This is a genomic window from Brevibacillus sp. AG (assembly GCF_028369215.1).
Lineage (GTDB): Bacteria > Bacillota > Bacilli > Brevibacillales > Brevibacillaceae > Brevibacillus > Brevibacillus porteri.
The window spans coordinates 1,016,199-1,040,827 of record NZ_JAQMYO010000001.1 but is presented as its reverse complement, the minus strand read 5'-3'; the positions used below and the strand labels follow the sequence as shown (position 1 = coordinate 1,040,827).

At 46.8% G+C, this 24,629-nt stretch carries 24 protein-coding genes; 22 read left to right on the top strand and 2 right to left on the bottom strand.

Annotation, left to right across the window (positions count from 1 at the left end; translation table 11 throughout):
• Nucleotides 1–25: 25 nt before the first annotated feature.
• From nusB to POF51_RS04665, 6 genes are all read left to right on the top strand, one after another.
• Nucleotides 26–430 carry a transcription antitermination factor NusB gene (gene nusB, locus POF51_RS04690; protein ID WP_069844622.1) on the top strand — a complete coding sequence of 135 codons (405 nt, stop codon included), beginning with the start codon at nt 26–28 and terminating at the stop codon, nt 428–430.
• A gap of 18 nt (nt 431–448) precedes the next feature.
• Complete coding sequence (locus POF51_RS04685) at nt 449–1,411, top strand: O-sialoglycoprotein endopeptidase (RefSeq protein WP_271754065.1); 963 nt, start codon at nt 449–451, stop codon at nt 1,409–1,411.
• Between the two features lie 88 nt (nt 1,412–1,499).
• Nucleotides 1,500–2,354 (top strand): bifunctional methylenetetrahydrofolate dehydrogenase/methenyltetrahydrofolate cyclohydrolase FolD, encoded by an 855-nt coding sequence (gene folD, locus POF51_RS04680; protein WP_069844624.1) that lies wholly within the window; start codon nt 1,500–1,502, stop codon nt 2,352–2,354.
• A 113-nt stretch (nt 2,355–2,467) separates the two neighbouring features.
• The gene (xseA, locus tag POF51_RS04675; RefSeq protein WP_069844625.1) at nt 2,468–3,850 is read left to right on the top strand and encodes an exodeoxyribonuclease VII large subunit; all 1,383 of its coding nucleotides are present in this window, start codon (nt 2,468–2,470) and stop codon (nt 3,848–3,850) included.
• The gene (gene xseB / locus POF51_RS04670) at nt 3,819–4,070 is read left to right on the top strand and encodes an exodeoxyribonuclease VII small subunit (RefSeq protein WP_069844626.1); all 252 of its coding nucleotides are present in this window, start codon (nt 3,819–3,821) and stop codon (nt 4,068–4,070) included. Before xseA ends, xseB begins: the two co-directional genes overlap by 32 nt.
• Complete coding sequence (locus POF51_RS04665) at nt 4,070–4,972, top strand: polyprenyl synthetase family protein (protein ID WP_069844627.1); 903 nt, start codon at nt 4,070–4,072, stop codon at nt 4,970–4,972. The genes xseB and POF51_RS04665 overlap by 1 nt, the downstream gene beginning before the upstream one ends.
• 54 nt (nt 4,973–5,026) lie before the next feature.
• On the opposite strand, the gene POF51_RS04660 is transcribed toward POF51_RS04665, so the two are convergent.
• A complete protein-coding gene (locus tag POF51_RS04660; RefSeq protein WP_069844628.1) occupies nt 5,027–6,721 on the bottom strand; it encodes a M3 family oligoendopeptidase in 1,695 nt (564 codons plus the stop codon).
• 248 nt (nt 6,722–6,969) lie between these two features.
• On the opposite strand from POF51_RS04660, the gene dxs reads away from it, so the two are divergent.
• From dxs to POF51_RS04605, 11 genes are all read left to right on the top strand, one after another.
• The gene (gene dxs / locus POF51_RS04655; protein WP_069844629.1) at nt 6,970–8,856 is read left to right on the top strand and encodes a 1-deoxy-D-xylulose-5-phosphate synthase; all 1,887 of its coding nucleotides are present in this window, start codon (nt 6,970–6,972) and stop codon (nt 8,854–8,856) included.
• Nucleotides 8,853–9,671, top strand: coding sequence for a TlyA family RNA methyltransferase (locus tag POF51_RS04650; RefSeq protein ID WP_017248015.1), 819 nt, complete (start codon nt 8,853–8,855; stop codon nt 9,669–9,671). The genes dxs and POF51_RS04650 overlap by 4 nt, the downstream gene beginning before the upstream one ends.
• Before the next feature lie 128 nt (nt 9,672–9,799).
• Complete coding sequence (locus POF51_RS04645; protein WP_069844630.1) at nt 9,800–10,657, top strand: NAD(+)/NADH kinase; 858 nt, start codon at nt 9,800–9,802, stop codon at nt 10,655–10,657.
• Nucleotides 10,658–10,662: 5 nt separating this feature from the next.
• Nucleotides 10,663–11,112, top strand: a complete 450-nt coding sequence (gene ahrC, locus POF51_RS04640) for a transcriptional regulator AhrC/ArgR (RefSeq protein WP_017248017.1) — start codon at nt 10,663–10,665, stop codon at nt 11,110–11,112.
• 16 nt (nt 11,113–11,128) lie between these two features.
• Nucleotides 11,129–12,853: a DNA repair protein RecN gene (recN, locus tag POF51_RS04635; protein ID WP_069844631.1), complete on the top strand. Its 1,725-nt coding sequence runs from the start codon at nt 11,129–11,131 to the stop codon at nt 12,851–12,853.
• 241 nt (nt 12,854–13,094) lie between these two features.
• Entirely contained in the window at nt 13,095–14,429 is a 1,335-nt protein-coding gene (spoIVB, locus tag POF51_RS04630; RefSeq protein ID WP_069844632.1) for a SpoIVB peptidase, read from the top strand.
• A gap of 259 nt (nt 14,430–14,688) precedes the next feature.
• A complete protein-coding gene (gene spo0A, locus POF51_RS04625; protein WP_007720793.1) occupies nt 14,689–15,477 on the top strand; it encodes a sporulation transcription factor Spo0A in 789 nt (262 codons plus the stop codon).
• Between the two features lie 1,162 nt (nt 15,478–16,639).
• Complete coding sequence (locus tag POF51_RS04620) at nt 16,640–17,284, top strand: hypothetical protein (RefSeq protein ID WP_271754064.1); 645 nt, start codon at nt 16,640–16,642, stop codon at nt 17,282–17,284.
• 806 nt (nt 17,285–18,090) lie between these two features.
• On the top strand, nt 18,091–18,561 hold the full coding sequence (locus POF51_RS04615; protein WP_271754063.1) for a hypothetical protein: 471 nt from the start codon (nt 18,091–18,093) through the stop codon (nt 18,559–18,561).
• A gap of 114 nt (nt 18,562–18,675) precedes the next feature.
• Nucleotides 18,676–19,251 (top strand): beta-class carbonic anhydrase, encoded by a 576-nt coding sequence (locus POF51_RS04610; RefSeq protein ID WP_069845451.1) that lies wholly within the window; start codon nt 18,676–18,678, stop codon nt 19,249–19,251.
• Complete coding sequence (locus tag POF51_RS04605; RefSeq protein ID WP_106834807.1) at nt 19,248–20,105, top strand: metallophosphoesterase; 858 nt, start codon at nt 19,248–19,250, stop codon at nt 20,103–20,105. Before POF51_RS04610 ends, POF51_RS04605 begins: the two co-directional genes overlap by 4 nt.
• A 6-nt stretch (nt 20,106–20,111) precedes the next feature.
• On the opposite strand, the gene POF51_RS04600 is transcribed toward POF51_RS04605, so the two are convergent.
• Nucleotides 20,112–20,978 (bottom strand): LysR family transcriptional regulator, encoded by an 867-nt coding sequence (locus POF51_RS04600; RefSeq protein WP_069844637.1) that lies wholly within the window; start codon nt 20,976–20,978, stop codon nt 20,112–20,114.
• A 100-nt stretch (nt 20,979–21,078) separates the two neighbouring features.
• Here POF51_RS04600 and POF51_RS04595 point away from each other — a divergent pair, with 100 nt between their 5' ends.
• From POF51_RS04595 to steA, 5 genes are all read left to right on the top strand, one after another.
• A complete protein-coding gene (locus POF51_RS04595; protein ID WP_106834805.1) occupies nt 21,079–21,888 on the top strand; it encodes a class I SAM-dependent methyltransferase in 810 nt (269 codons plus the stop codon).
• The gene (locus tag POF51_RS04590) at nt 21,872–22,246 is read left to right on the top strand and encodes a VOC family protein (protein WP_069844639.1); all 375 of its coding nucleotides are present in this window, start codon (nt 21,872–21,874) and stop codon (nt 22,244–22,246) included. The genes POF51_RS04595 and POF51_RS04590 overlap by 17 nt, the downstream gene beginning before the upstream one ends.
• Before the next feature lie 2 nt (nt 22,247–22,248).
• Nucleotides 22,249–23,052, top strand: coding sequence for a class I SAM-dependent methyltransferase (locus POF51_RS04585; protein WP_069844640.1), 804 nt, complete (start codon nt 22,249–22,251; stop codon nt 23,050–23,052).
• 116 nt (nt 23,053–23,168) lie between these two features.
• Nucleotides 23,169–23,345: a DUF2759 family protein gene (locus POF51_RS04580; RefSeq protein ID WP_017248028.1), complete on the top strand. Its 177-nt coding sequence runs from the start codon at nt 23,169–23,171 to the stop codon at nt 23,343–23,345.
• 110 nt (nt 23,346–23,455) lie between these two features.
• Nucleotides 23,456–24,622, top strand: coding sequence for a putative cytokinetic ring protein SteA (gene steA, locus POF51_RS04575; RefSeq protein WP_069844641.1), 1,167 nt, complete (start codon nt 23,456–23,458; stop codon nt 24,620–24,622).
• The last annotated feature ends 7 nt before the right edge of the window (nt 24,623–24,629 follow it).

Here is a 24,629-nt window from a genome sequence, read left to right as displayed (position 1 = left end):
TCTAATTAGTAGGTGAATGAATGGTATGAAACGAAGAACAGCACGAGAAAAAGCAGTTCAATGTCTTTTCCAAATCGATATGGCAGAGGTTCCGCTAACGGATGCGGTTGCCCTCGTCATGGAAGAATCCGAGGAAAATGCGCAGTACTTGCGTTATCTCCTCGACGGTGTATTGAAAAACTTGACTGAGATTGATTCGGAAATCAAGAAGTATTTGCGTGGATGGCAATTGGAACGCATCGCCAATGTAGATCGCGCTATTCTTCGTCTGGCTTTTTACGAGATCATGTTCGAGCAAGACACTCCTGACAAAGTCGTGATGAACGAAGCGATTGAGATCGCGAAGCTCTTTAGCGACGAGCAGTCCCACCGATACATTAACGGTGTGTTGTCGAGCTTCTTGCAATCGCGTGAAACCAAGCAGGCGTAATAGGTAGGAGATACAAGCATGAGTAAGGTAATGTTGGGCATCGACACGAGCAATTACCGGACATCACTGTGCTTGGCTGAGGAAGACGGCCGAATTGTCGCAGAAGCAAAACGCCTTCTGAAAGTAAAGGAGGGCAAGCGCGGACTGCAACAATCCGAAGCCGTCTTTCAGCATGTGATGAACCTGCCGGAATTAAGTGAAGAGATGAAGTGGAAGGATTACGAGATTGCAGCGATTTGCGTGAGCGAGAAGCCGCGTCCGCAAGACGGATCGTATATGCCTGTATTTAAGGTAGGAGAGGGTTTGGCGAAATCGTTGGCGACTTATTTGCGCGTTCCCCTCCACTTGACGACTCATCAAGAGGGACATATTGCGGCGGGGGAATATACCGCTGAGGTGCGTCCGACAGAGGATCGCTTTTTGGCCGTACATTTGTCTGGAGGCACCAGCGAGTTGTTGTTGTGCGAGCGTCATGCAGCCGGTTATGCCATTGAGAAAATCGGTGGGACGATCGATCTGCACGCTGGGCAGCTGGTTGATCGGATTGGTGTGGCACTCGGTCTGTCCTTTCCTGCGGGTCCTGCATTGGAGCAATTAGCTAAGGACTCAACAGGGGCGTTTCGGATTTCTTCGGCGGTTGACGGGCTTTCCTTTAGTTTTTCTGGTCCAGAGGCTTCGCTTTTGCGTGAAGTGGAGAAGGGAAGTACGAGCCCTGCTGAGATTGCGCGGGCGACAGAGCAATGTATTGCCAATACTCTAGAGAAGTCCTTACGTCATGCAGTAGAGCAAGGCTATCCGACGGACATCTTGATTGTTGGAGGAGTAGCTGCTAATTATTACATACGTGAGCGGCTGATCAAACGCCTGGAACACCCTGCCGTGAAGGCGAAGCTGTACTTCTGTGACCCCGTTTACTCCGGTGATAATGCCTATGGAGTAGCTATGTTGGGGTGGATGAAGCAAAGGACGAACATTAAATAAATGAAAACTTTTTATAATTCGGCTTTACAGCGGAGGGGGAAATCGGTACACTTAACGTATCGACGTTGATAAAGGAGGCATTTTCTCCATGGCTGCAACCATTCTCCAGGGAAAAGAAGTAGCACAGAGTATTCGGGCCGAATTGGCGAACGAAGTAGCTGAATTGAAAAAACAAGGGATCGTACCGGGTTTGACCGTTGTCATTGTGGGAGACGACCCGGCTTCTCACTCCTATGTGCGTGGTAAAGCAAAAGGCTGCGAGGAAGTCGGTATTTCATCCGAGATCATCATGAAGGGCGCTGACATCACAGAGGAAGAGTTGTTGGTTATCATTCAACAGTTGAACGAAAATCCGAACGTTAATGGGATTTTGGTTCAGCTTCCTCTTCCCGCTCATATTTCAGAGCATGCGGTAATTGAAGCCATTGCTCCTGAAAAAGATGTGGACGGTTTCCATCCGATTAGCGTAGGAAATATGGTATTGGGAAATGACACGCTGCTTCCTTGCACGCCGCACGGGATTATTGAATTGATCAAGCGCACAGGCACCCCAATGGCAGGCAAACATGCAGTGGTGATCGGACGCAGCAACATCGTTGGAAAACCGGTCTCATTGCTACTGCAACAGGAAAATGCTACGGTAACCATGTGTCATTCTCGTACGCAAAATCTCGAGGAATACACCCAAAAGGCAGACATCCTCGTCGTTGCAACCGGTAGGGCTCATATGATCGGCAAAGAGCATGTCAAACCGGGCGCTGTCGTCATTGACGTTGGTGTGAACCGCATCGAAACGGGTAAGCTGGTTGGGGATGTCAAGTTTGACGAGGTCAAAGAAGTGGCTAGCTTTTTAACCCCAGTTCCTGGCGGTGTTGGCCCGATGACGATTACGATGCTGCTGAAAAATACGGTTGTGGCAGCGAAAAAGCAAGCAAAACAATAGAAGAAAATCGGCAACTTATTATAGAATGGATAAGGCATAAGCTTTATCCATTCTTTTGCATAGTCCTTGTTACATGCACGGCAAAGCCAAGTTTTTTGTAAAGGAGGGGCCGCATGGCATTACAAGATATCTTATCAGTGAGTGATCTCAATCGTTATATTAAGCTGGTGCTGGAACAGGAACCCCACCTGCAAGATATATGGGTGAGAGGGGAAATCTCCAATTTTACCCACCACTCCAGTGGTCATATGTATTTCACGCTGAAGGACAAGCAGTCACGCATCAAAGTCGTCATGTTTGCAAGTTATAACCGCTTCCTGCGTTTCTTGCCCAAAGATGGAGCAAAAGCGATTGTACGCGGGTCTATTTCTGCATACGAACGGGACGGCGCGTATCAGCTGTACGCCAAAGAGATGCAGCCAGATGGTCTCGGCTCGCTTTATTTAGCATTTGAGCAGCTAAAAGAAAAATTGGCTCAAGAAGGGTTGTTTGCAGCGGAGAGGAAACGGATGCTCCCGCGTTTTCCCAAACGTGTCGGTGTCGTCACTTCTCCCACAGGAGCAGCCATTCGAGATATTTGCACGACGATTCGCAGACGGTATCCACAAGCAGAGATCGTACTTTCACCAGCCGTTGTCCAAGGTGCGGATGCACCTGCATCGATTGTCTCCGCTATTCGGATTATGAACGATCAGCCTGACATTGATGTTCTCATTGTAGGACGCGGCGGTGGTTCTATCGAGGAGCTGTGGGCGTTTAATGATGAAAACGTAGCGAGGGCAATTGCTGCATCACTCATCCCTGTCATCTCCGCTGTTGGACACGAGACGGATGTGACGATCGCCGATTTCGTAGCAGATGTCCGTGCAGCTACGCCGACAGCGGCAGCTGAATTGGCTGTACCGCATTATTTGGAATGGGTCGAGAGAGTGCGGCAGCTCGAAATACGGATGCATCGAGCAGTGCGTGGTACCATGACAGAGCAGAGAAACCGGTTGACACGCTTGAGCAATTCATATGCGATGCGCCAACCGGAGCGGAGGCTGGAGGAAGCGTCTGAACGATTGGATCGAGCGCATTTGCGGATGCGTCAATCGATGAAGCATTTGCTGGAAAGAAGACGCGAACGCTATACGCGATTTGACGAACAGATCAAGCGCTATCGCCTCGCCGATCAAATCGGGGATAAAAGAAAAAATCTGTCTATACTCCGGGCCACCCTGGACGAACGGATGCTGGGTCGTCTCAACCAAAAAAGAATGGCATTCGCAGCTCGTGTAGCTACTTTGGAAGCACTGAGTCCGCTGAAGGTCATGCAGCGTGGATTCTCACTTGTATACACCAATGACAGACTCGTAAAATCGGTGGAACAGTTTGCCCCGGGCGATGAGATCATGGTACGATTAAGTGATGGCAGTGCGACTGCGCGTGTGGAAAAAGTGAAGCGGGAGGAGGAGAAGAAGAGTGGCTCGCAAGAAAACAGAACAAGAGACTGATATGCAGTTTGAAGAAGCGATGAAGCGTCTGGAAGAAGTCGTCAATCGACTCGAGGAAGGAGAAATTCCCCTCGAAGAAGCGATTACGTTATATCAGGAAGGAGTAACTCTTTCCAGAATTTGTGGTCAAAAGCTGGATGCAATCGAAGCGAAGATTACCCAGTTGGTAGAAGAAGACGGGCAGGTAAAGCAGAAGGCTTTTCGCGTGGAAGGAGAATAATGATCGGCGTGCATACATTCGAGAGTTATTTGGTGGAAAAGACCGCTTATATAGAACAAAGACTCCTGCCAGCCCTTGAGCAGCAAGGAGTTCCGGAAAACTTGTACGAATCCATGAAGTATTCGCTCATGGCGGGCGGAAAGAGGCTGCGTCCCATGCTGGTGTTGGCGGTCCTCGAAGCACTGGACAAGCCGATTGAACGGGGTGTGGCATTTGCGGCTGCCTTGGAAATGATACATACGTACTCCTTGATTCACGATGACCTCCCTGCGATGGACGACGATGATCTGCGTCGCGGAAAACCAACCAATCACAAAGTATTCGGTGAAGCAACAGCCATTCTGGCAGGAGATGCCTTGCTGACGAGAGCGTTCGCATACATTGCAGAAGCTTACATGGATCGCGCTGATGTTTCTGCGGCTACTACCGTGAAACTGATTGCGGAGCTGGGAAAACGTGCAGGAGCAACTGGCATGGTCGGTGGACAAATGGCTGATATCGAAGGGGAGAGCAAGCGCCTTAACCTCGATCAGCTCGAATTCATCCATCGTCACAAAACGGGTGATCTCTTGATCGCAGCCTTGCGCGGGGGAGGCTACCTCGCAGAAGCATCCGAAGGACAAATGGAAGCATTGACACGCTATGGTGTTTGCATTGGTCTTGCTTTTCAAATTCAGGATGACATCTTGAATGTGGAAGGAGATGCCCAAGAGCTGGGGAAAGCAGTTGGCAGCGATGCGGATCGGGAAAAGGCGACGTATCCATCGCTTCTTGGTCTAGCCGAATCGAAGGCGCGTCTTACAGAATTGATTGCGGAGGCAAAAGCAGCACTTGCAGATGCGGGAATCGAGAACTCTGCACTCAGCCCTTTGGCCGACTACGTGCGTGATCGTAATAAATAAGTGAAAGCTGGCAACCCATATGGGAAATGCCAGCTTTTTTGCATACCTACCTAATTACAACCTCTTATCGTCAATGCTATTTAAAAATTGTTCAATCTCGCCAATCACTGATGGGATACTGTCGCCCTCAAATGGAGAATACAGCTTCGCCACTTGTACCAGTTCGAGGAATGACTTACTGCCACCTTCGCGGCAAAGCGTCAAATAATCCTCCCAAGCTTGCTTTGGCTCAGATTGAGATCGTTTCCAAAATTGGAACGCGCAAATCTGGGCCAGTGTGTAGTCGATGTAATAGAAGGGGCTTTGAAAAATATGCGTTTGTTGCTGCCAGAACCCGCCATCCTCCAGATACTCATTCTGTGCGTAATTGCGATGCGGGAGGTACTTGCGCTCAATTTCACGCCAAGCCTGTTTGCGCTCTGCTGGGGTCATATCTGGGTGCTCGTAGACAACATGCTGGAACTCATCAACAGACACGCCGTACGGAATGAACTGGAGTCCACTACTCAGATGAGAGAATTTGTATTTATCGGTATCTTCTTTGAAAAAATGCTCCATCCATGGCCAGGTCAAAAACTCCATGCTCATTGAATGTATTTCACACGCCTCGTAGGTTGGGAAATGATATTCAGGGACCTCAAAATCTCGGCTTACATACACCTGAAACGCATGTCCTGCCTCGTGCGTAAGTACGTCAATATCACCGGATGTACCATTAAAATTGGCGAAAATAAAGGGGAGCCTGTATTGGCTGATGTATTCACAGTAGCCGCCTGTAGCCTTTCCTTTTTTGCTCAATAGATCTAAACAGTCATTGTCCAGCATGAAGTTGTAAAATTCGTCGGTTTCAGGTGACAACTCGGCATACATCTTTTTCCCGTTTTCCACAATCCATTCCGGCGGGCCTTTCGGGCTCGGATTCCCTGTAGCGAAATCAAAGGAAAGATCGTAATACTCAAGTGTATCGACACCAATGCGCTGGCGCTGACGTTCAACGAGCTTTGATGCTACTGGAACGATGTGCGCAAGCACTTGTTGGCGGAAACTGGCTACCATTTCTGCGTTGTAATCAGAACGGTTCATACGTGCATAGCCTAGCTCCACAAAGCTATTGAAGCCGAGTTTTTTGGCGATGCGTGTGCGTACCTTGACGAGCTGATCGTAAATGCGATCAAATTCGTCCGTATTTTGCCGCATATAATCATACTTCGCTTCATTAGCGCGTTTGCGCATGTCTCTATCCTTCGCGATTGTAAAAGGAATCATCTCTGAAAGGTTTCGCTCTTCTCCTTCAAATATGATTTTGGCAGAAGCTTTCAGAGCTACATATTGACTAGCCAAACGATTTTCTTCCTGCAAATCAGTGATAACTTCTGGCGAAAATGTACGGAGTGTGCTCTCAGCGATGCGAAACAGCTGTGCTCCCCATTTTTCTTCCAAGTCAGCGCGGAAGGGAGAATCGACGATTGCCTGATAGTAGCGGGAAACGATTCCGGTATACAAAGGAGTTGCTTCATCCCAATAGTCCTGCTCTGCTTTGTAGTAAGGATCTTCTGTATTGATCGTGTGGCGGATTTGTGCGACATTCCGCGCAGATTCCACTTCTTGTCGCAGTTTGTTCAATTGAGCCATGATCGTATCTTGCTCAGGGAAGCTTGCAGCATGTTGAAACGCTTCCAATAATTGCGTGAATTGTCCTTCAACTTTGTCCATATCCATGCGCTCATACTGAATTTGTGAGAACTTCACGGACGTCCACCTCTTTTGTTCGGAGTATGTATTCAAAATCATCTTACCAGAAAATGCAAGATATCGCCTTCATATTCGTATATGTTGATGAAAAGTGGTGTTTTTATTAAGAAACCGTTATAATGAATCAAGCTGAAAATAAGCGAAATCGGCTATAGCAATAAGGAAAGCCGGGTTTTCTAGTGGCTTGATTGATATGCAGCATGCACAATCGCCGGAGAACGAACAGTGGAAAGTGAGGAATACCAATGCTGCTTACTACTATAAATGATCCTCAAGACTTGAAAAAGTGCACGCAACCGCAGCTACATACATTGGCATCCGAGATCCGTCAGTTTCTAATCGAGACGCTATCGAAAACAGGTGGTCATCTCGCGCCGAATCTGGGAGTCGTCGAGCTGACGCTAGCGCTGCACTATGTTTTTGACAGTCCCAAGGACAAGCTGATCTGGGATGTCGGACATCAAGCATACGTACATAAAATGCTGACAGGACGCCGGGAGATGTTTCCGACCTTGCGTCAGTATAAAGGTCTGTGTGGGTTCCCCAAAATGGTGGAAAGCCCGCATGACGTCTGGGAAACCGGACATAGCAGTACGTCTTTGTCTGCCGCAATGGGGATGGCGACTGCGCGGGACTTGAAAAAGGAAAAGAATCATGTCATTGCAGTCATCGGTGACGGTGCGCTGACAGGTGGTATGGCTCTGGAGGCCTTGAACCACATCGGTCATGAGCGTAAGAATGTCATCGTTGTGTTAAATGATAACGAAATGTCCATCGCGCCAAACGTTGGGGCCTTGCATAACTACTTGGGGAAAATTCGCTCGACGGAGAACTATCAATGGGCGAAGGATGAAGTCGAAGGATTGTTGAAATCCATTCCGGCTGTAGGGGGCAAATTGGCTCACATGGCTGAACGCTTCAAGGACAGCATGAAGTACTTGCTCGTATCTGGCGTTCTCTTCGAAGAGCTCGGCTTTACGTATATTGGCCCAATCGACGGACATAACATGGAGCTGTTGCTCGATACATTAAAGACAGCCAAGCATACAAAAGGCCCTGTTTTGATTCATGCCATCACGAAAAAAGGACTAGGCTATGCACCAGCTGAAGCCGACTCAGTCAAGTGGCATGGTATCGGTACGTATAAAATCGAGTCAGGTGATACACCGAAATCTGCACCAACGTATACGTCTGTTTTTGCGGAAACGATGATGAAGCTCGCAGACGAAGACAATTCGATCGTGGCTGTTACCCCTGCGATGCCAGCGGGTTCAGGCTTGATCCCATTTGGACAGAAGTACCCTGACAGACTGTTTGACGTTGGGATTGCAGAGCAGCACGCATGTACATTTGCGGCAGGATTAGCGACACAAGGCTTGAAGCCGGTCTTTGCGATTTATTCGACCTTTTTGCAAAGAGCCTATGATCAGCTGGTCCACGATGTCGCGCGTCAAAAACTCAATGTGATTTTCGCTGTTGACCGTGCTGGGCTCGTCGGAGCAGACGGGGAGACACACCAAGGGATGTACGATGTGGCATTCATGCGCATCATTCCAAATATGGTCATTATGGCACCGAAGGATGAAAATGAGTTGCGTCACATGATGAAGACAGCAGTGGAATATAAAGACGGTCCGATCTCTTATCGTTATCCGCGATTGCCGATTCGTGGCGTCAAAATGGATGATGATCTGCAAGTGCTGCCAATCGGAAAAGCGGAGATTGTACGAGAAGGCAAACACGTGGCGATCCTCTCGTTCGGTCACGTATTTGAAATTGCTGAGGCGGCTGTCAATCAGCTTCAAGAAGAAGGAATCAAACCGATGCTGGTCAATGCACGTTTTTGCAAGCCTCTGGACGAAGAGCTTTTGTTCCGTCTGGCGAAGGAAGGCTACGATATCATTACGGTCGAAGAGGGCTGTGAAATGGGCGGATTCGGCAGCGCTGTCATAGAATGCTACAATCGTGCAGGCTATCACGGCATGAATGTACAGGTTGTCGCGGTACCTGATTATTTTGTTGAGCATGGAAGTGTGAAAGAACAGCGGCAAGAGGTAGGGCTCACAGCTGATAATATCGCTGCTCGTGTCCGATCCTTGATGCCAATTTCGAAGGGCGTAGTGGAAGCATGAGTGTAAGAAAAGAACGGGTTGATGTTCTCTTGGTCGAGAGAGGCCATTATGAGACCAGAGAAAAAGCAAAAGCAGCCGTAATGGCAGGCCTTGTGCAAGTAGCTGGCGAGCGCTGTGACAAGCCGGGAACCAAATTTGCCGAGGATGTTGCGATTACGGTGAAGGGCGAGGTACACCCGTATGTGAGTCGGGGTGGCCTCAAGTTGGAAAAGGCATTGCGTGTCTTTGAGATCGACATGAAGGATCGTGTCATGATGGACATCGGGGCCTCCACGGGCGGATTTACGGACTGTGCGCTGCAAAACGGTGCGCGACTTGTATACGCTATTGATGTCGGGTACGGACAGCTCGCGTGGACCTTGAGACAGGATGAACGAGTGGTCGTCATGGAACGGACAAATTTCCGCCATATGGACCCGGAAGCTTTTGAACATGAACGTCCAAACGCGGCATCGATTGACGTATCGTTTATTTCATTGCGATTGATTTTGCCGGTGTTGTACCGTTTTCTGCTCGATGGCGGTGACGTCGTTGCGCTAGTTAAGCCTCAATTTGAAGCCGGCAAGGATAGAGTCGGAAAGAATGGAATCGTCCGTGATCCAGAAGTACACGAGAGCGTACTGACTGACATCGGTCAGTTTGCCAGTGGATTGGGTTTCGCGCTAAAGGGCTTGGACTACTCTCCAATTACAGGGGGAGAAGGAAACATTGAATTTGTTATGCATGTCCAAAAAAGTGAGGGCGGCATGGATTCGGAAGCATGGTTGCAATGCGTAACAGAGGTAGTTGCCTCTGCACATGCGAATTTGAAATAGGATAAAAAACCAAAGCCTCGGGAGTTTTGTCACAATCGAGGCTTTTTATTTATGCATGTGAAGTTGTATACTTGAATATGAGGTTGTTCAAGAAGGATTTCCAACCAACCAGTTTTGGGGTGGACCACGTGAAGAAAATTGGAATCATAGCGAACAAAGGAAAACCTGAAGCACGTATCGTTGCACGGGAACTGTTGTATTTACTTGAGGACAGAGGGGCGCACGTATTCCTGGATGAACATGTCGCATCAGATGTAGGGCATCCAGAACTGGGCGCATCTGTAGAAGAGATGGGGAAGCAGGCGGATTTGGTTTGTGTATTAGGGGGCGATGGCACGCTACTCAGAATTGCTCGCCAGCTTGCCGGTCACTCGATCCCAATCTTTGGAATTAATTTAGGCACGTTAGGCTTTTTGTCGGAAGCGGAACCGGAGCATCTGCCTCAGGCTGTAGACAATCTCCTTTCTGGAAAGTACGACATTGAAAAGAGAGCGATGCTGGAAGCTTGTTTGGTGCGAAAAGGAACCACGTTGGGGACATACACGGCCATGAATGACATAGGGATTGCAAAAGGGTCATTTTGCCGAATCATTCAATGTGCGGTCTTTCTGGATGATGAGTACGTCGCGACGTTCAGCGGAGATGGTGTCATTGTCTCTACGCCAACAGGATCAACGGCATACTCACTCTCTGCAGGCGGCCCTATAGTGGCGCCCAATGTGGACATGCTATTACTGACGCCAGTAGCTCCTCATTCCTTGACGGCCCGGCCAATGGTACTGTCAGGCAATCAAACGATCCGGGTCGAAGTAGATGCCATTCATCAAGAGATGGGACTGTCCATAGACGGGCAGTTTGGTTATCGACTCGAGGGCGGCGATCAGATTTACATTAAAAAGTCACCGTGTGTTACCCCGCTGATTAAGTGGAAAAAAGGTGGCTTTTTCGAAGCAATACGAACGAAATTACAAGGGGAATGGGAGTAATCCATATGAACAAAGGGCAACGACATATTCGAATTCGGGATATCATCAGCAATCAAGAGGTGGAAACACAGGATGATCTGGTGGACCGCTTGCGGATTGCTGGCTTTAACGTAACGCAAGCGACTGTATCCCGAGACATCAAGGAACTACACTTGGTAAAAGTGCCGCTCCCCGATGGACGATATAAGTATTCAATGCCTGCTGAACAAAAATTCAATCCACTGCAAAAGCTGAAACGCATGCTTGTGGATTCCTTTATTAGCATTGACCAAGCTGATCATTTTATTGTACTGAAGACACTTTCGGGACATGCGAATGCGGTAGCTGAACTGATTGACAACCTTCCGTGGGAAGAAATCATGGGGACAATCAGTGGCGACAACACCATCCTGATTATTTGCCGTTCCAAAGAAAATACCAATGAAGTGACGAAACGCTTAATGGAAATGTTGTAGAAGGTGGTCGCTTGCGATGCTAGTGGAACTCTCGATCCGAAATTTTGCCATTATCAAATCAGTGACAGTCTCTTTCCAAAAAGGGTTAAACATCCTCACAGGTGAGACTGGTGCCGGTAAATCCATCATTATCGATGCGCTAGGACTGTTGTTAGGAGGCCGGGCTTCGGCTGATTTTGTCCGATACGGTGAGCCTCGTGCAGAAGTGGAAGGGCTGTTTGAATTGCCGCCTGGTCACCCTGGACTTGACGTTTGTAAGAATGTCGGTGTCCAGATTGAGCAAGACGGAATGCTCGTAGTACGCCGAGATATATCGAATCAAGGGAAGAGTATCATCCGAATTAATGGTCAGCTCGTAACTCTCGCTATGCTGCGTGAGTTAGGGCCATGGCTGGTTACGGTGCATGGACAACACGATACGCATATGCTGATGCAGTCAGACAAGCATATCAATTGGCTCGATGCATATGGGGAGGGCGCTTTGGGATCTGCGAAGCAAGAGTACGGTACGCTGTATGCTGCCTACCGTAAAACAAAGCAAGATCTGGAGCGTATGGCGCGTAATGATCGGGAGCTGGTACAGCGCATCGATCTATTGCAATATCAGTTGGATGAAATTGAGGCGGCAACTCTCACGCCTGGAGAAGACGAGAAGCTCATGCAGCAGCGGAAAAAGTGGATGAACATTGAAAAAGTTTATTCAACGATTCAAGATGCATACCGCGCATTGCATGGTGACCAAAAAGGCATGGATTGGTTAGGGCATGCGATGGGAGAGCTTGAGCGTGGTGTGAACTACGAAGAACAGCTCGTTCCGATTTTGGAGATGGTCCAATCGGCATACTACCAGATAGAAGATGTGGTACATAACCTTCGTCAATTGTCTTACCAAATGGATTTTGAACCGGAGCAGCTGGCAGAAGTAGAACGCCGTCTTGATCAAATCCAGTCGTTAAAACGCAAGTATGGCAAAAGTGTAGACGATATTTTGGAGTACGCTGCCACGATTCAGGATGAATTGGATGACATGCATCACTACGAAGACCGCCTCCAGCAGGTGGATAAGCAATTGCAGGAGTTTGCAGCCGATTTGGCAGTGGAGGCATTGGAGTTGTCGGTTATTCGTTCCGAATGTGCAGGAAAACTCGCACAAGAAATCGAGCAGCAGCTAAAAGAACTGCACATGGAGCGGGCTCGTTTTGCCATCGACGTCAGACAGACGCCGGATGATGACGGGGTAGAAATCGACGGAATCAAGCGCTTCGTAGATGCGAACGGAATGGATCAAATCGAGTTTTTAATCTCACCTAACCCGGGTGAGCCATTGCGTCCCTTGGCGAAGATTGCTTCCGGCGGGGAGCTGTCACGCGTCATGCTGGCCATCAAAACGATTTTGGCGGGCACGGATCAAGTGGAGACCCTTATTTTTGATGAAGTCGACACGGGTGTAAGCGGAAGAGCCGCTCAAGCGATAGCAGAAAAACTCGCCCGAGTCGCTGGGCAGCGCCAAGTCCTGTGCATTACGCACCTGCCCCAGGTCGCATCCATGGCAGACGCGCATTTTCTGATCAAAAAGGAAATGAGCGAGAATGAAACGGAGACGCGGGTGCATCGTTTGTCTGATGATGAACGGGTAACGGAGCTGGCTCGCATGCTAAGCGGGGCAGAGGTAACAGCGAAAACAGAAGAACATGCACGCGAGATGATCCTTCTCGGCCGTGAACGAAAGACTGTCAGCTAATTTTAGTTGGCAGTCTTTTTTTCGTTGATAAGAGTGCAGCAATGGCCTCCCTAGGGCTTGGTGAAGCTTGGTTTTCTAATGTTCAGAGTGGGTTATTTTCCTGACATAATCCGCTTGGCTGGTGGCAACATTAAAGGTACACAAGGTGGAGGTGTCCCTCATGACCGCTTGCGGTCAATCAAAACGGACCTGACCGTTTTGTTTTGTAGGTGTAGGTAGGGAACGGTAGGAGTGATTACTGGTGATCCGACAAAACAAAAGAAAATGGATGGGAAGTCTCCTTCTCCTCATCACGGCGCTTGTCGTGAGTTCCACCCCGTTCCGCGATCTGTCCTCCTTTCCCCGTGAATTGCGTTTGATGGAAGGGTCCCTCGAGCAACTGCGGGTCTCTGTGCCGGTAATGGGCACGCTAATCAATAGCAATCCTGATATTTTGCACGTTAACGGGACAGAGGCGCGTGAGGTATCCGTTGATTTGAGCAGGCCTATGTCCGTTGAACCTCGTAGGGCTGGGGAAGCCCAATTGCAGGTGAAGTGGCATAACATTCCGCTGACTGCTGTAAAAGTAAATGTATTGCCAGATCTGCGGTTGTACCCTGGTGGACAGTCAATCGGGGTGAAGCTGCAAACAGCGGGTGTTTTGGTTGTCGGTCATCATTTAGTTGACAATGGTAAAAACAAGTTTTCTCCAGGTGAACAGGCAGGTATACACGTCGGTGACATGATTATCAAAATGAACGACATGTACATCAATGACATGAACGACGTAAAGAAATTGATTAACGAAACGGGGAAAAAGAATCATTCCGTTCAATTGCTTGTCGTTCGTGGCAAGGAAAAGCTTTCGCTCACTTTGCACCCGGCAAAAGACAAAAAAGACAGTGAATACCGTATGGGTCTCTATATTCGGGATTCAGCGGCAGGAGTAGGGACACTGACCTTTTATGATCCGAATTCCAAAGCGTACGGGGCATTAGGGCACGTCATTTCCGACGTTGATACTGGTCAAGCCATTGTCGTAGGAGATGGCCAGATCGTGCAAGCAAGTGTCACATCGATTGAAAAAGGACAAAGTGGCAACCCAGGGGAGAAATTTGCGCGTTTCTACAATGAAAGTGAAGTTCTCGGAAATATAACCAAAAACACCCCTTTTGGCATTTTCGGCAAAATGAAGGACGAGCCTAAACGCAGCTATTACCAGGAGCCGTTACCAATCGCTCTTGCTGAGCAGGTAGAGGAAGGGCCAGCCAAAATTCTTACTGTCGTGGAAGGCCAGAAGGTAGAAGAGTTCGATATTGAGATCGCAAACGTGGTCAAGCAGCATTTTCCTGCAACCAAAGGGATGATTATTAAAGTTACGGACAAACGCCTTTTGGAAAAGACAGGTGGCATCGTACAGGGGATGAGCGGCAGTCCCATCATTCAAAAAGGCAAGATCGTCGGTGCCGTCACGCACGTGTTTGTCAATGATCCTACTTCGGGATACGGCTGCTACATTGAGTGGATGCTTCAGGATGCTGGTGTGAATGTGCGAGGTACTGCCGAATCTCGAACCAATACAACCAAAGCTGCCTGAATGAAGTGCCGTCACGCGAACGAAGCGAGGCGGCTTTTTCGATTTTTGCAGTCCTTTGACGAATCGCTTGGAAATGAATGGATTCTTTGTCGAAATATCAGTTAAATCATTCAATCTTTCGTCATTGGCAGGAATGGAATTTGCTTTGTCGAATAATTTTTGTAGAGAAAAGATGGTATGGACTAATCCTTTTAGATTTGTTAACCCCTAGAACGCCACCTTCTTTCCAAAAGACCGTCCATTGTTAGGAGGAACGACCTTGAGCAAGATTGAAGTGTTGTTGGCAGATGATAACCGTGAATTTGTAAATCTGTTGGAAGAGTACATCAGTAGCCAGTATGACATGAATGTTGTAGGTGTTGCTTACAACGGCAATGAGGTAGTTCGACTGCTGCAGGAACGTGTACCCGATGTATTAATTTTGGATATCATCATGCCACATCTGGATGGCTTGGCTGTTTTGGAGCAAATTCAGGCCATGCGCTTAAGTCCTCAACCTAAAATTATCATGTTGACTGCTTTCGGGCAGGAAGAAATTACGAAGAAAGCAGTAGAGCTGGGAGCAGCATACTACATTTTGAAACCGTTTGATATGGAGGTGCTGGCACAGCGCATCCGTCAAATCATTACAACAAAACCTGCCTCTTCTTTTGTTTCTTCTGTGAAACCACAAGCTACCTTGCAAATCCGCGGACGAAATTTGGACGCGAGCATCACCAGCATCATTCATGAGATTGGAGTTCCTGCTCATATCAAAGGTTATTTGTATTTGCGGGAAGCGATTACAATGGTATACAACGATGTCGAGCTGCTCGGTTCGATTACCAAAGTCCTGTACCCGGACATTGCCAAGAAATTCAATACAACTGCTAGTCGCGTAGAACGTGCGATCCGCCATGCGATAGAAGTAGCGTGGTCCCGTGGTAATTTGGACTCCATCTCCAGCTTGTTTGGTTATACAATTTCCAACACCAAGGCGAAGCCGACCAACTCCGAATTCATCGCGATGGTGGCGGACAAGCTGCGGATTGAGGCGAAGATTAGCTAGGGTGTAGTCGTAGCCAAAAGTAATGGATAAGAAAATAACCAATACAAAGGACACTAGCTGTTGTTAGTGTCTTTTTGTATGGATAACAATCGCTCACAATGCTTGTGCAAATGTAGGCTTCTCATTCCGCAGACAGTTTCAAGGCTTTATCGCTGTTTGTGGGAAAATTAGGTATAATAGGAAAAGGTATTTTAAAAATACGAGATCCCGAGGTGCAAAATGAAAAATCAAATAGAAATGCCCAAAATGTGGTTGGAGTGAGATTGGAAAAGGGAAGCAAGCTCCGCAGGCGGGAGTATTTCCCTTAGGTAAGTTTATTCCTATTAGTTCTGAAATCATTCATAGAATCTGTACACATTGTGGCTATGTGATTGAAAGTTATGTTGAAAACCCATTTAAATTTAAAGGTTAATACTGATTACGTAGGTTTTATTGATTTAGAACTATTTCTGTCGGAGATAAAAATAAATGAGCAAACTACGCCATTGAGGGAAAAGAGATCGCCAATACAGGTATTGATTGTGAAACCTGTCTTTTTTATGCCGACGTTTCAGGAATGGATATGAAAAACTCAACAAAAATATCCAACCAATTAAATCAAGGGATAAATAAATTGGACCAAGCTTTCCTGTCTGATTTATCCTGTCTCATTCCCAATGGTCATTACATTGCAACTTTGCTGAAGGTGTATCCTGAAAAGAGAGGCATATGGGACTGAATACTACAAGGCTGGGCTAAGGAATATAAGCAGTATGAGGAAAAGCGAAGAATATATAGTACCCATTCAATCCAGTGAATCATTAAATCCTATAGCAATAAATGATTACATGGAAAGACTGGATGTAAAAGAAACACCAACAGCGTTGAGTATTTCTTTCCTAGATATAAAATATCCGGTAAATCATTTTGACGAGGTATGGGTTTATAGTTGTTCCGTAAAAATAAAGTTGTAGACTGTAAAATAAAGTATTAGACCGAAAAATAAAGTACTAGACTGAGAAATAAAGTGTTAGACTGGCGCCAGTTATTCAACTAACAGGCAGGATAGTGGAGTAAATATATGGTAGATTGGGTGTATAATATGCTCTCTTGATGGTTAAGGAGACCGACTTGAGATATTCTTAAGTCAAACGATGGAGTATTATACAAAGGATAAGGTGTGATGCGGATGACTGATTTTACAATGATTAAAAAGCTGTTTCGTATTACGAAACGAAATGGGTTTAGTCATGACGAGATACAAACCATTAAAAATAATTTTGGTGAATTGCCCCAGGTGTTTATAGATTATTATTTGGAACTCGGTAAAGACGAGCGGCTGAATCATACTCAGGATAGTTTGATCAAACCCGAGCAACTCCAACACTTCAAACATAACGAATATTTAATTTTTTATTGCGAGAATCAACGTGTCTGTGTTTGGGGAATCCATAAGAACGATTTATCCAGGTCCAATCCACCTGTCTATATGAGTTACGATGAAAAGGTATGGAAAAAGGATTTTGAAACATTGACCGATTTTTTTCATGCGATGGCCTATTTGCAAACCGTCTTCGCTCTTGAATACGGCTGTGAATCGTTCTATTCCATTGAACAAACCGACTTGGATTTTATTCGTGAAAATTTTAATAATAAAGGTATTTCCTTTCGGCATTGGATTGGCATCGAATTTTATGGGAATTACGATGACAGCATAATAACAGTGATGAAAAATAACGATAGTTTTGATTTGATCTATGCTTCAAGCGACAAAGAACATTTTGATGAAATGGATCGGGTTCTTTCAAAACTGGGAGTAGTAATTTGAAAGTTTCTATTTCAAGAAGTCAACAGAATTGGGACTTCAGAATGTCATCAATAAGTTAAATAGCCTGAAATAGCCTTACAGAAGAAGTACGAAAATAGTGTTACATCTAGTGGAGCAAGCAGCTGTTGTACTGTTTGGAATTGAGGATGAACGAAATGCCAAATGGATATAAAAGAAATGTTTAAATTAGATAAAGATAAATTTGTTGCAGTTACCTTCAAAACTAAAGACGATGGAAGGCTTGGTCCAATTATTATATATATTGAGCCTAGAAACTTGTAGGACAGCAATTGAGATTTTAGATGTATACTCTAATTTCTGATTTAAGCTAACGGGGTCGATAGCTCAATAAACCAGGCCAGTCTAACACTTTATTTTTGTGTTTTGACTGGCCTTTTTGTATGGAAGGATTGAATAGTCTAATACCTATTTTTCTAAGGTAAAGAGCTTTTTTAGACAGTAATAGCACCAAATCAACAGCATCAGTCTAATACTTTATTTTCTTTGAACAATAGTCATTTTTTATTGGATGGTCATCACAAAATGTTTGCGGCAAATAAAGCAAAAAAAGCGATGACCCTATTATCCTTTTTATCGATGGATGAGTCATTCGCCAGTAAGAAACAAATAGGTAAACTTTTCCAAGTATTAACATGATGAAATGACTAATGAACGTAGATGTCTCTCGGGGCAAGAAGTAAGCCAGGGTATTTTAATTCTGGCTTTGATTATCATTACACAATGTTACTTAATAGAATCACAGAGGTTACTTCGATGTTTCTACTCTTTCCGGAGGAATTGAAGCAATGTGCTTAGAATTAATCGTTATGATAAAAGAAACGCCAGGATTTGAACCAAAGCCACTACTCTCTCCTTATGTTTTGACAGGCAAGCTGTCACGCGAAAATAGCCCTCATTTTTTCAAGCGTTTTCCGAAAAGACAGGGTTGGTGGCTGACAACCGAAGAGGGCTGTGCTTGCAGATTTAGCATTTCCAAGCATCCAGATAAAGTAAAACTCGGGATGTACCCAGAAGAGGAGAGACCTCGTCATTATCAAAGATACGTAGAGGACTATCAAAAAAGCATGGCCAGAATGATGCATCTACGTGCTTGGTGCGAGGAGCTACTTGATCACGACAAGACGCAAGTTGAACTGTATGGTCTATGGATAGGTGAGACATTCACGAAAAGAGAACCAATTTACTCGACGATTGAGAACCTCTTTTCACCAAAAAAATTTCGTTTAGACGAGCAACATTGCATCCTGAAAAAATGAACCACTTGATAAGAAACTGCCACAGTCACTTGCGAGATTTTGATTCTCCTATGTAAAATAGAAAAGCATACGATACAAACACATACTACAAAGAGCGAGGCAGGTGCTGTGAAAGTGCGCAATTTAGATGAAATTCTCGCATTTAACCGTGAATTTGTGGCGAGCCATGAATATGAAAAGTACCAAACAACCAAGTTTCCTGATAAACGTCTGGTCGTGCTCTCTTGTATGGATACCCGTTTAGTTGAACTGCTGCCGAAAGCCATGAATATGCGAAATGGGGATATCAAGCACGTAAAAAGCGCCGGGGCAATCGTGTCCCATCCTTTTGGAAGTATCATGCGTAGTATTCTGATTGCGATCTACGAATTGAATGCCGAAGAAGTGATGGTCGTCGGGCATTATGACTGCGGGATGAGTGCGATAGACAGCAAACGCACGATGGAGAAGATGCTGGAGCGAGGAGTCTCGGCTCAAACGTTTTCCACACTTCAACATGCAGGGATTAACTTACATAAATGGCTACACGGATTCGATCGTGTAGAAGAAAGTGTGAAAAATAGCGTAGAAACGATTAAAAATCACCCGCTCCTCCCACCGAATGTGGAGGTACATGGTTTACTCATTGACCCGGTTACCGGAAGATTGGACGTTGTCGTGAATGGGTATGAGGCGAACGGAAAACAGTGAATGATCCTAACCTTGCCCCCATTTCGCGGAAAACATTTCTCCATAAAGTCACGAAATGGGTAGGTGGAGTAGTTGGTCTCGGTGTAGCGACTGGCGTGTACGGTCATGTCTGGGAGCGAAAAGCTCTTGAGATTGTGCGATTGTCCATCACGATACCGGGATTACCCGAAACCTTTAAGGGAACAAAGCTTATTCACTTCAGTGATGTCCATCTCGGTCATTATTTTGAACCAAAAGACTTACAACCCGTCATAGATTTGATCCAGAGCGAAAAACCGGATTTGATTTGCTTCACAGGGGATATCGTAGATGAAGTGACGCGACCTCTATTCGCCGCTGTTCCCCTTTTCAATCAGCTCCTAGCCCCATTAGGCAAATTCGCCGTTTTGGGCAATCACGATTATCGAGCTGGTGAACAACAAAAAGTTCGAGATGGCTTAGTCGCGTCTGGATTCGAAGTGTTGGATAATCGGCACGTTGTCGTGCACAAAGATGGCCAACAGTTATACATGGCGGGGGTCGATGATGTTTTCTATGGCGTACCTGATCTTCCGCGGGCGTTGGAAAATATCCCGCCGGAGGGCAGCGTGATCTTGTTGGTGCACGAGCCTGATTTTGCTGATATTGCGTCGGAGCATCCCGTGCATCTCCAACTGTCCGGCCACAGCCATGGCGGACAAGTGCGCTTGCCCTTCATTGGTCATCTCTTGGCGCCGCAATACGGGCGTAAATATGTACAAGGACTGTATCAGGTAGGTGGCATGGCTGTGTACACTAACAGAGGGTTGGGTACGACGATCTTGCCTGTTCGTTTATTTTGCCGCCCGGAGCTTACGGTACTAACACTACAGTAAACTTTGTTAATAATGTTCTTTGATCCATTGGACGAATTGCTGGAAAGCATCGTCCTCTTTTTTTGGATGCAGGTAGGCGATGAGTGTGGGGCGTACTAATTCGCCGTTTGCGATATCGTACGCGACCAATCTTCCGGTCGCTAGCTCTTGTTGTATGGTTCTTTCCGGAAGGATCGTGATCCCTAGCTGACGTTCGACCATTTTTTTAACAGCATTGAAGCTGTCCAATTCCATAATAATATTCGGAAAAACTCCCTGCTGCGCCAGATAGCGGTCAATTCGTTGGCGATAAGGAGCGGTGTGATTCCCGAACACAATCATCTCCTCGGTTCCCCATGCCTGAAAACCTGGAAACCCGCTTGCCCAAGGATGGCTGGGCGCCATGACGAGCAGGAGCCGATCGCTGGGAAGGAATTCTTGATGGATGTGCGGGTGATACATTTCACTCCCGAGAAAGGCAATATCGGCCGTTCCGGTTAACAGAGCGCTGAGGGACTCCTCATACAACGTAGAGCGGACGTAACAGGTGAAGCCCGGATGAGCAATCCGGTACTCCCCGATCAGTCTCGGCAGTTCATAGGCGACAAAAGCTTTTCCAGCGACGATATTCATGGATTGGCGCTGTTCTTTCTCTTGGATAAAGGACCGCATTTGCTCCACGATATTTGTAGCCACTGGTAGTAACCGACGTCCTTCGCCTGTAAGACTCACTCCTGAGGCAGTACGAACAAAAAGCGCACTCCCAACCTGGCGCTCTAACTGCTTCAATCGGTGCGTCAATGTTGATTGCGCCAAAAATAATGCCTGTGCAGCGCGATTAATCGATCCATGACGAGCAATCGTCAAAAATACCTCAAGACTTTCTCGATCCATTGTGAGTTGCCTCCTATTCAAATTCTTGATAACTAGTTATCTGTATTCTATAACAAAGATGACAAACATTGGAATATGATGTAGGCAGGAGGTGTTCCCGATGAAGAATGAGGAGATCAAACAAGCTGTACAAGCGCAATTTGGAAAAAATGCCGAGCAATACGTGCAAAGCAAGACGCATGCAAAGGGCAGCGACCTGGAACTGATGGTGGAGTGGATGCAGCCAGCAGAGAAGTGGCGGGCACTGGATATAGCCACAGGAGGTGGGCACGTAGCGAGGACATTGGCTCCACATGTGAGCTTGGTCGTCGCCACGGATTTGACTCGCCCGATGCTCATGGCGGCGGCTGCGGCCAATGATACAGCACTTGTTCATAATGTGATGTATGTTCAGGCTGATGCAGAATCTCTTCCGTTTCTCGATGAATCATTTGAGATCGTCACATGCCGAATCGCGGCTCATCATTTTCCGGATCCGGCGGCTTTTGTTCGTGAGGTGAGTCGCGTGCTGTCCCCTGGTGGGTTGTTTCTCTTCATCGACAATGTTTCGCCTGAGGAGTCGTCACTCTCGGCATTCATAAATGAAGTAGAGAAAACACGCGATCCCAGTCATGTTCGCTGTCTTTCTGTAAGTGAATGGCGCGCTTTGTTTGAAGCGAACGGCTTGAATCCACAAAAGCAGCAGGAACGCAAAAAAAGGTTTGAGTTTTTACCATGGGTTCAGCGTACTTCCGAATCAGTTGAGCAGGAGGCGGACGTCGAAAAACTGCTGCTAAACGCTACAGACGAACAAAAGGAATATCTCGGGCTTACCACAAAGGAAGGCAAAGTAATGACCCATCAGATTGACGAATGGATGGTTATGTGTAAAAAAAGAGGAGGAAATGAAGACGATGACAACAAAGCATGAATGGATTGGGCTCGATCATGTACAATTAGCAGCACCAGGAGGAACGGAGGACGTAGCCCGCAAGTTTTTCGGTGAGCTTTTGGGAATGCCGGAGGTTCCAAAGCCAGAGAAGCTTCTCGTACGAGGTGGTGTATGGTTTCAATGTGGCGCTCAAATGATTCATATTGGCGTAGAGGAAGGATTCATTCCCGCGAAAAAAGCACATCCGGCGTTCCTTGTGCAAAACATTGGTTCGCTGATGGAGCATCTGCAAGCAAATGAGGTATCGTTTCGGATTGACGAAGAAATTCCTCACCTTATCCGCTTTTTCACAGAGGACCCGTTTGGAAACCGACTGGAGTTTATGGAGGCGAAATAGGAATGACCATTGATTTTCATGCGGAGAAAAACCAGTTGAGCTATACGGGGAGAACCGCTGACGATTCGTGGAGTCAGACGATCCTGTCACTCGTCAATCCTGTGGGAAAAAACGTCGTAGACATCGGTTGTGGTGGTGGAATTTACAGCAAGGCTTGGTCTAGGTTAGGAGCTGCTTCTGTCACAGGGATTGACTTTTCCCAGGTGATGGTAGAAGCGGCGAGAGAGCAATGCGCTGACGATCCGAAGATTTCGTTTGCACAGGGCGATGCCCGCGCAACAGGCTTGCCGAGTCAGTGTGCGGATATTGTATTCGCTCGCGCCTTGATCCATCATTTCCCGGAGCAAGACTTGCAGAAGTTTTTTAAGGAAGTCATCAGGCTCTTGGCACCGGGGGGAATTTGCTTCATACAAGACAGGACGATAGACGATGTCAAAATGCCAGCATCGCCAACTCATTTTCGCGGTTATTTTTTTACCCGGTACCCGCGCTTACTCACGATCGAACAGACACGAAGACCGGATGATACAGCGGTGCAGACCACCATGAAACTCGCGGGGCTTGAACAGGTGAACAAGACAACCCTATGGGAGACAAGACGTGAATACGGTAGCTGGTCTGAATTGGAAGCTGACTTGCTTTCAAGAAAAGGCCGCTCCATTCTGCATGAATTGACCGATGCGGAACTGAAGGACCTCATTCACACCATCCATGATCACGTAGCCGGGCAAGAAAAATGGAATGAGCAAGATTGCTGGAGTATATGGATAGGCAACGCAACATGTGGCACAATAAAAGGGGAATAATTGTGAAACTTTTTGTTCACAAATTTGGATATGCTTGTCTCATAATACGTGAAGCTATATAATGGAATTGCCATTGTATTCCGGTTTGCGTCATCATGGTGAAGGAGTTGTCGTTTATGAAACTAGTTTTATTTGACATCCTGATGTTTATCTTCACATTCTTTATTGCTTGGGGCTGTTTGAGTTCCATCAAAGCGAAAAACACATTTGCAATCTTATTTGGCTTTGTATCTTTGATGGTTTTCCTGTTCGCAGATGGTTTGATCATTTACTACCTGGTCAAGGGTGCGTAGATGAAACTGAAAACGCTTCGCTTAAAAGAGGTTGTGCATTTGATGCACGGCTTCTTTTTTTTGCATGTAGGAAGGAAATATTTAGCATACTAAAGGCGGAGGTGGAAAACGTGGGCAAACGAAAAAGTTCTGTAGCACATTCATACACGGCTGTCGTAGCAGCTGATCTGAAGACGAAGCAGTTGTGCAAACGTCTCCACTCCCATCATATCGCCATCATTGATCATCCGGATGTTGATGAGATAGCAGCACAGTCCTTGCTGGAAAGAGGGGTAAAAGTTGTCCTCAACCTTTCACCATTCATGACGGGGCAATACCCGGCTGAAGGAGCTCGCCAACTTTTAACAAACGGTGTCACACTCTATGAGGTACTGGATGGAGATGTGTCGGATTCGTTCGTGGAATGGGTCGAGGGCAAGTATGCAACGATACGTGAAGAAAATCTGTACATCCTATTGGAAGAGAAGTGGGTCCATGTATGTAGGCTGCAGCAAGTGACGGTTCCAGCTATTTTGAACCGATGGCATGAAGCGCACGATAAGTTGGATGACACGCTCTCATCGTTTATTGACAATACACTTTTGTACGCTAGCAAGGAAAAAGACCTATTTTTGAAACCACTTTGCCATGTGCGATTACATACAAAAATGGAACAGCGACACGTCGTTGCCGTTGTTCGCGGGAAACATTACAGAGAGGATTTACTGACGCTGTCTTCCTACATTCGGGAATATCGACCTGTTTTGATTGGTGTCGATGGCGGTGCAGATGCCCTCATGGAAGCAGGGTATCGTCCAGACCTGATTGTGGGAGATATGGACAGCGTCTCGGACAGAGCGCTCCAAAGCGGAGCGGAGATCGTCGTACATGCTTTTGTGGATGGGACAGCACCTGGAACGATTCGCGTAAAAGCACTCGGTTTGCCTTTTCATGTGTTGCCAGCGCCTGGTACGAGCGAAGATGTGGCGATGCTGTTAGCGTACGAAAACGAGGCTAAACTGATCGTTACGATCGGTGCCCATACCAATATGATTGATTTTCTGGAAAAAGGCCGCAAAGGTATGGCGAGCACGTTATTGGTACGCACGAAGATCGGGACAAAGCTGATTGATGCCAAAGGAGTCAGTCATCTCTATCGGCCTAGCGAGTCATGGAAGCTGTGGGGGTGGTGTATAGTCGCTATGCTTCTCCCTGTTTCAGCCGCGCTCGTCATTAATCCGATCGCCCGTCATGCTGTCCAGATGATTTGGACCCAGTGGCGGACTTGGACTTTATGAACAACGC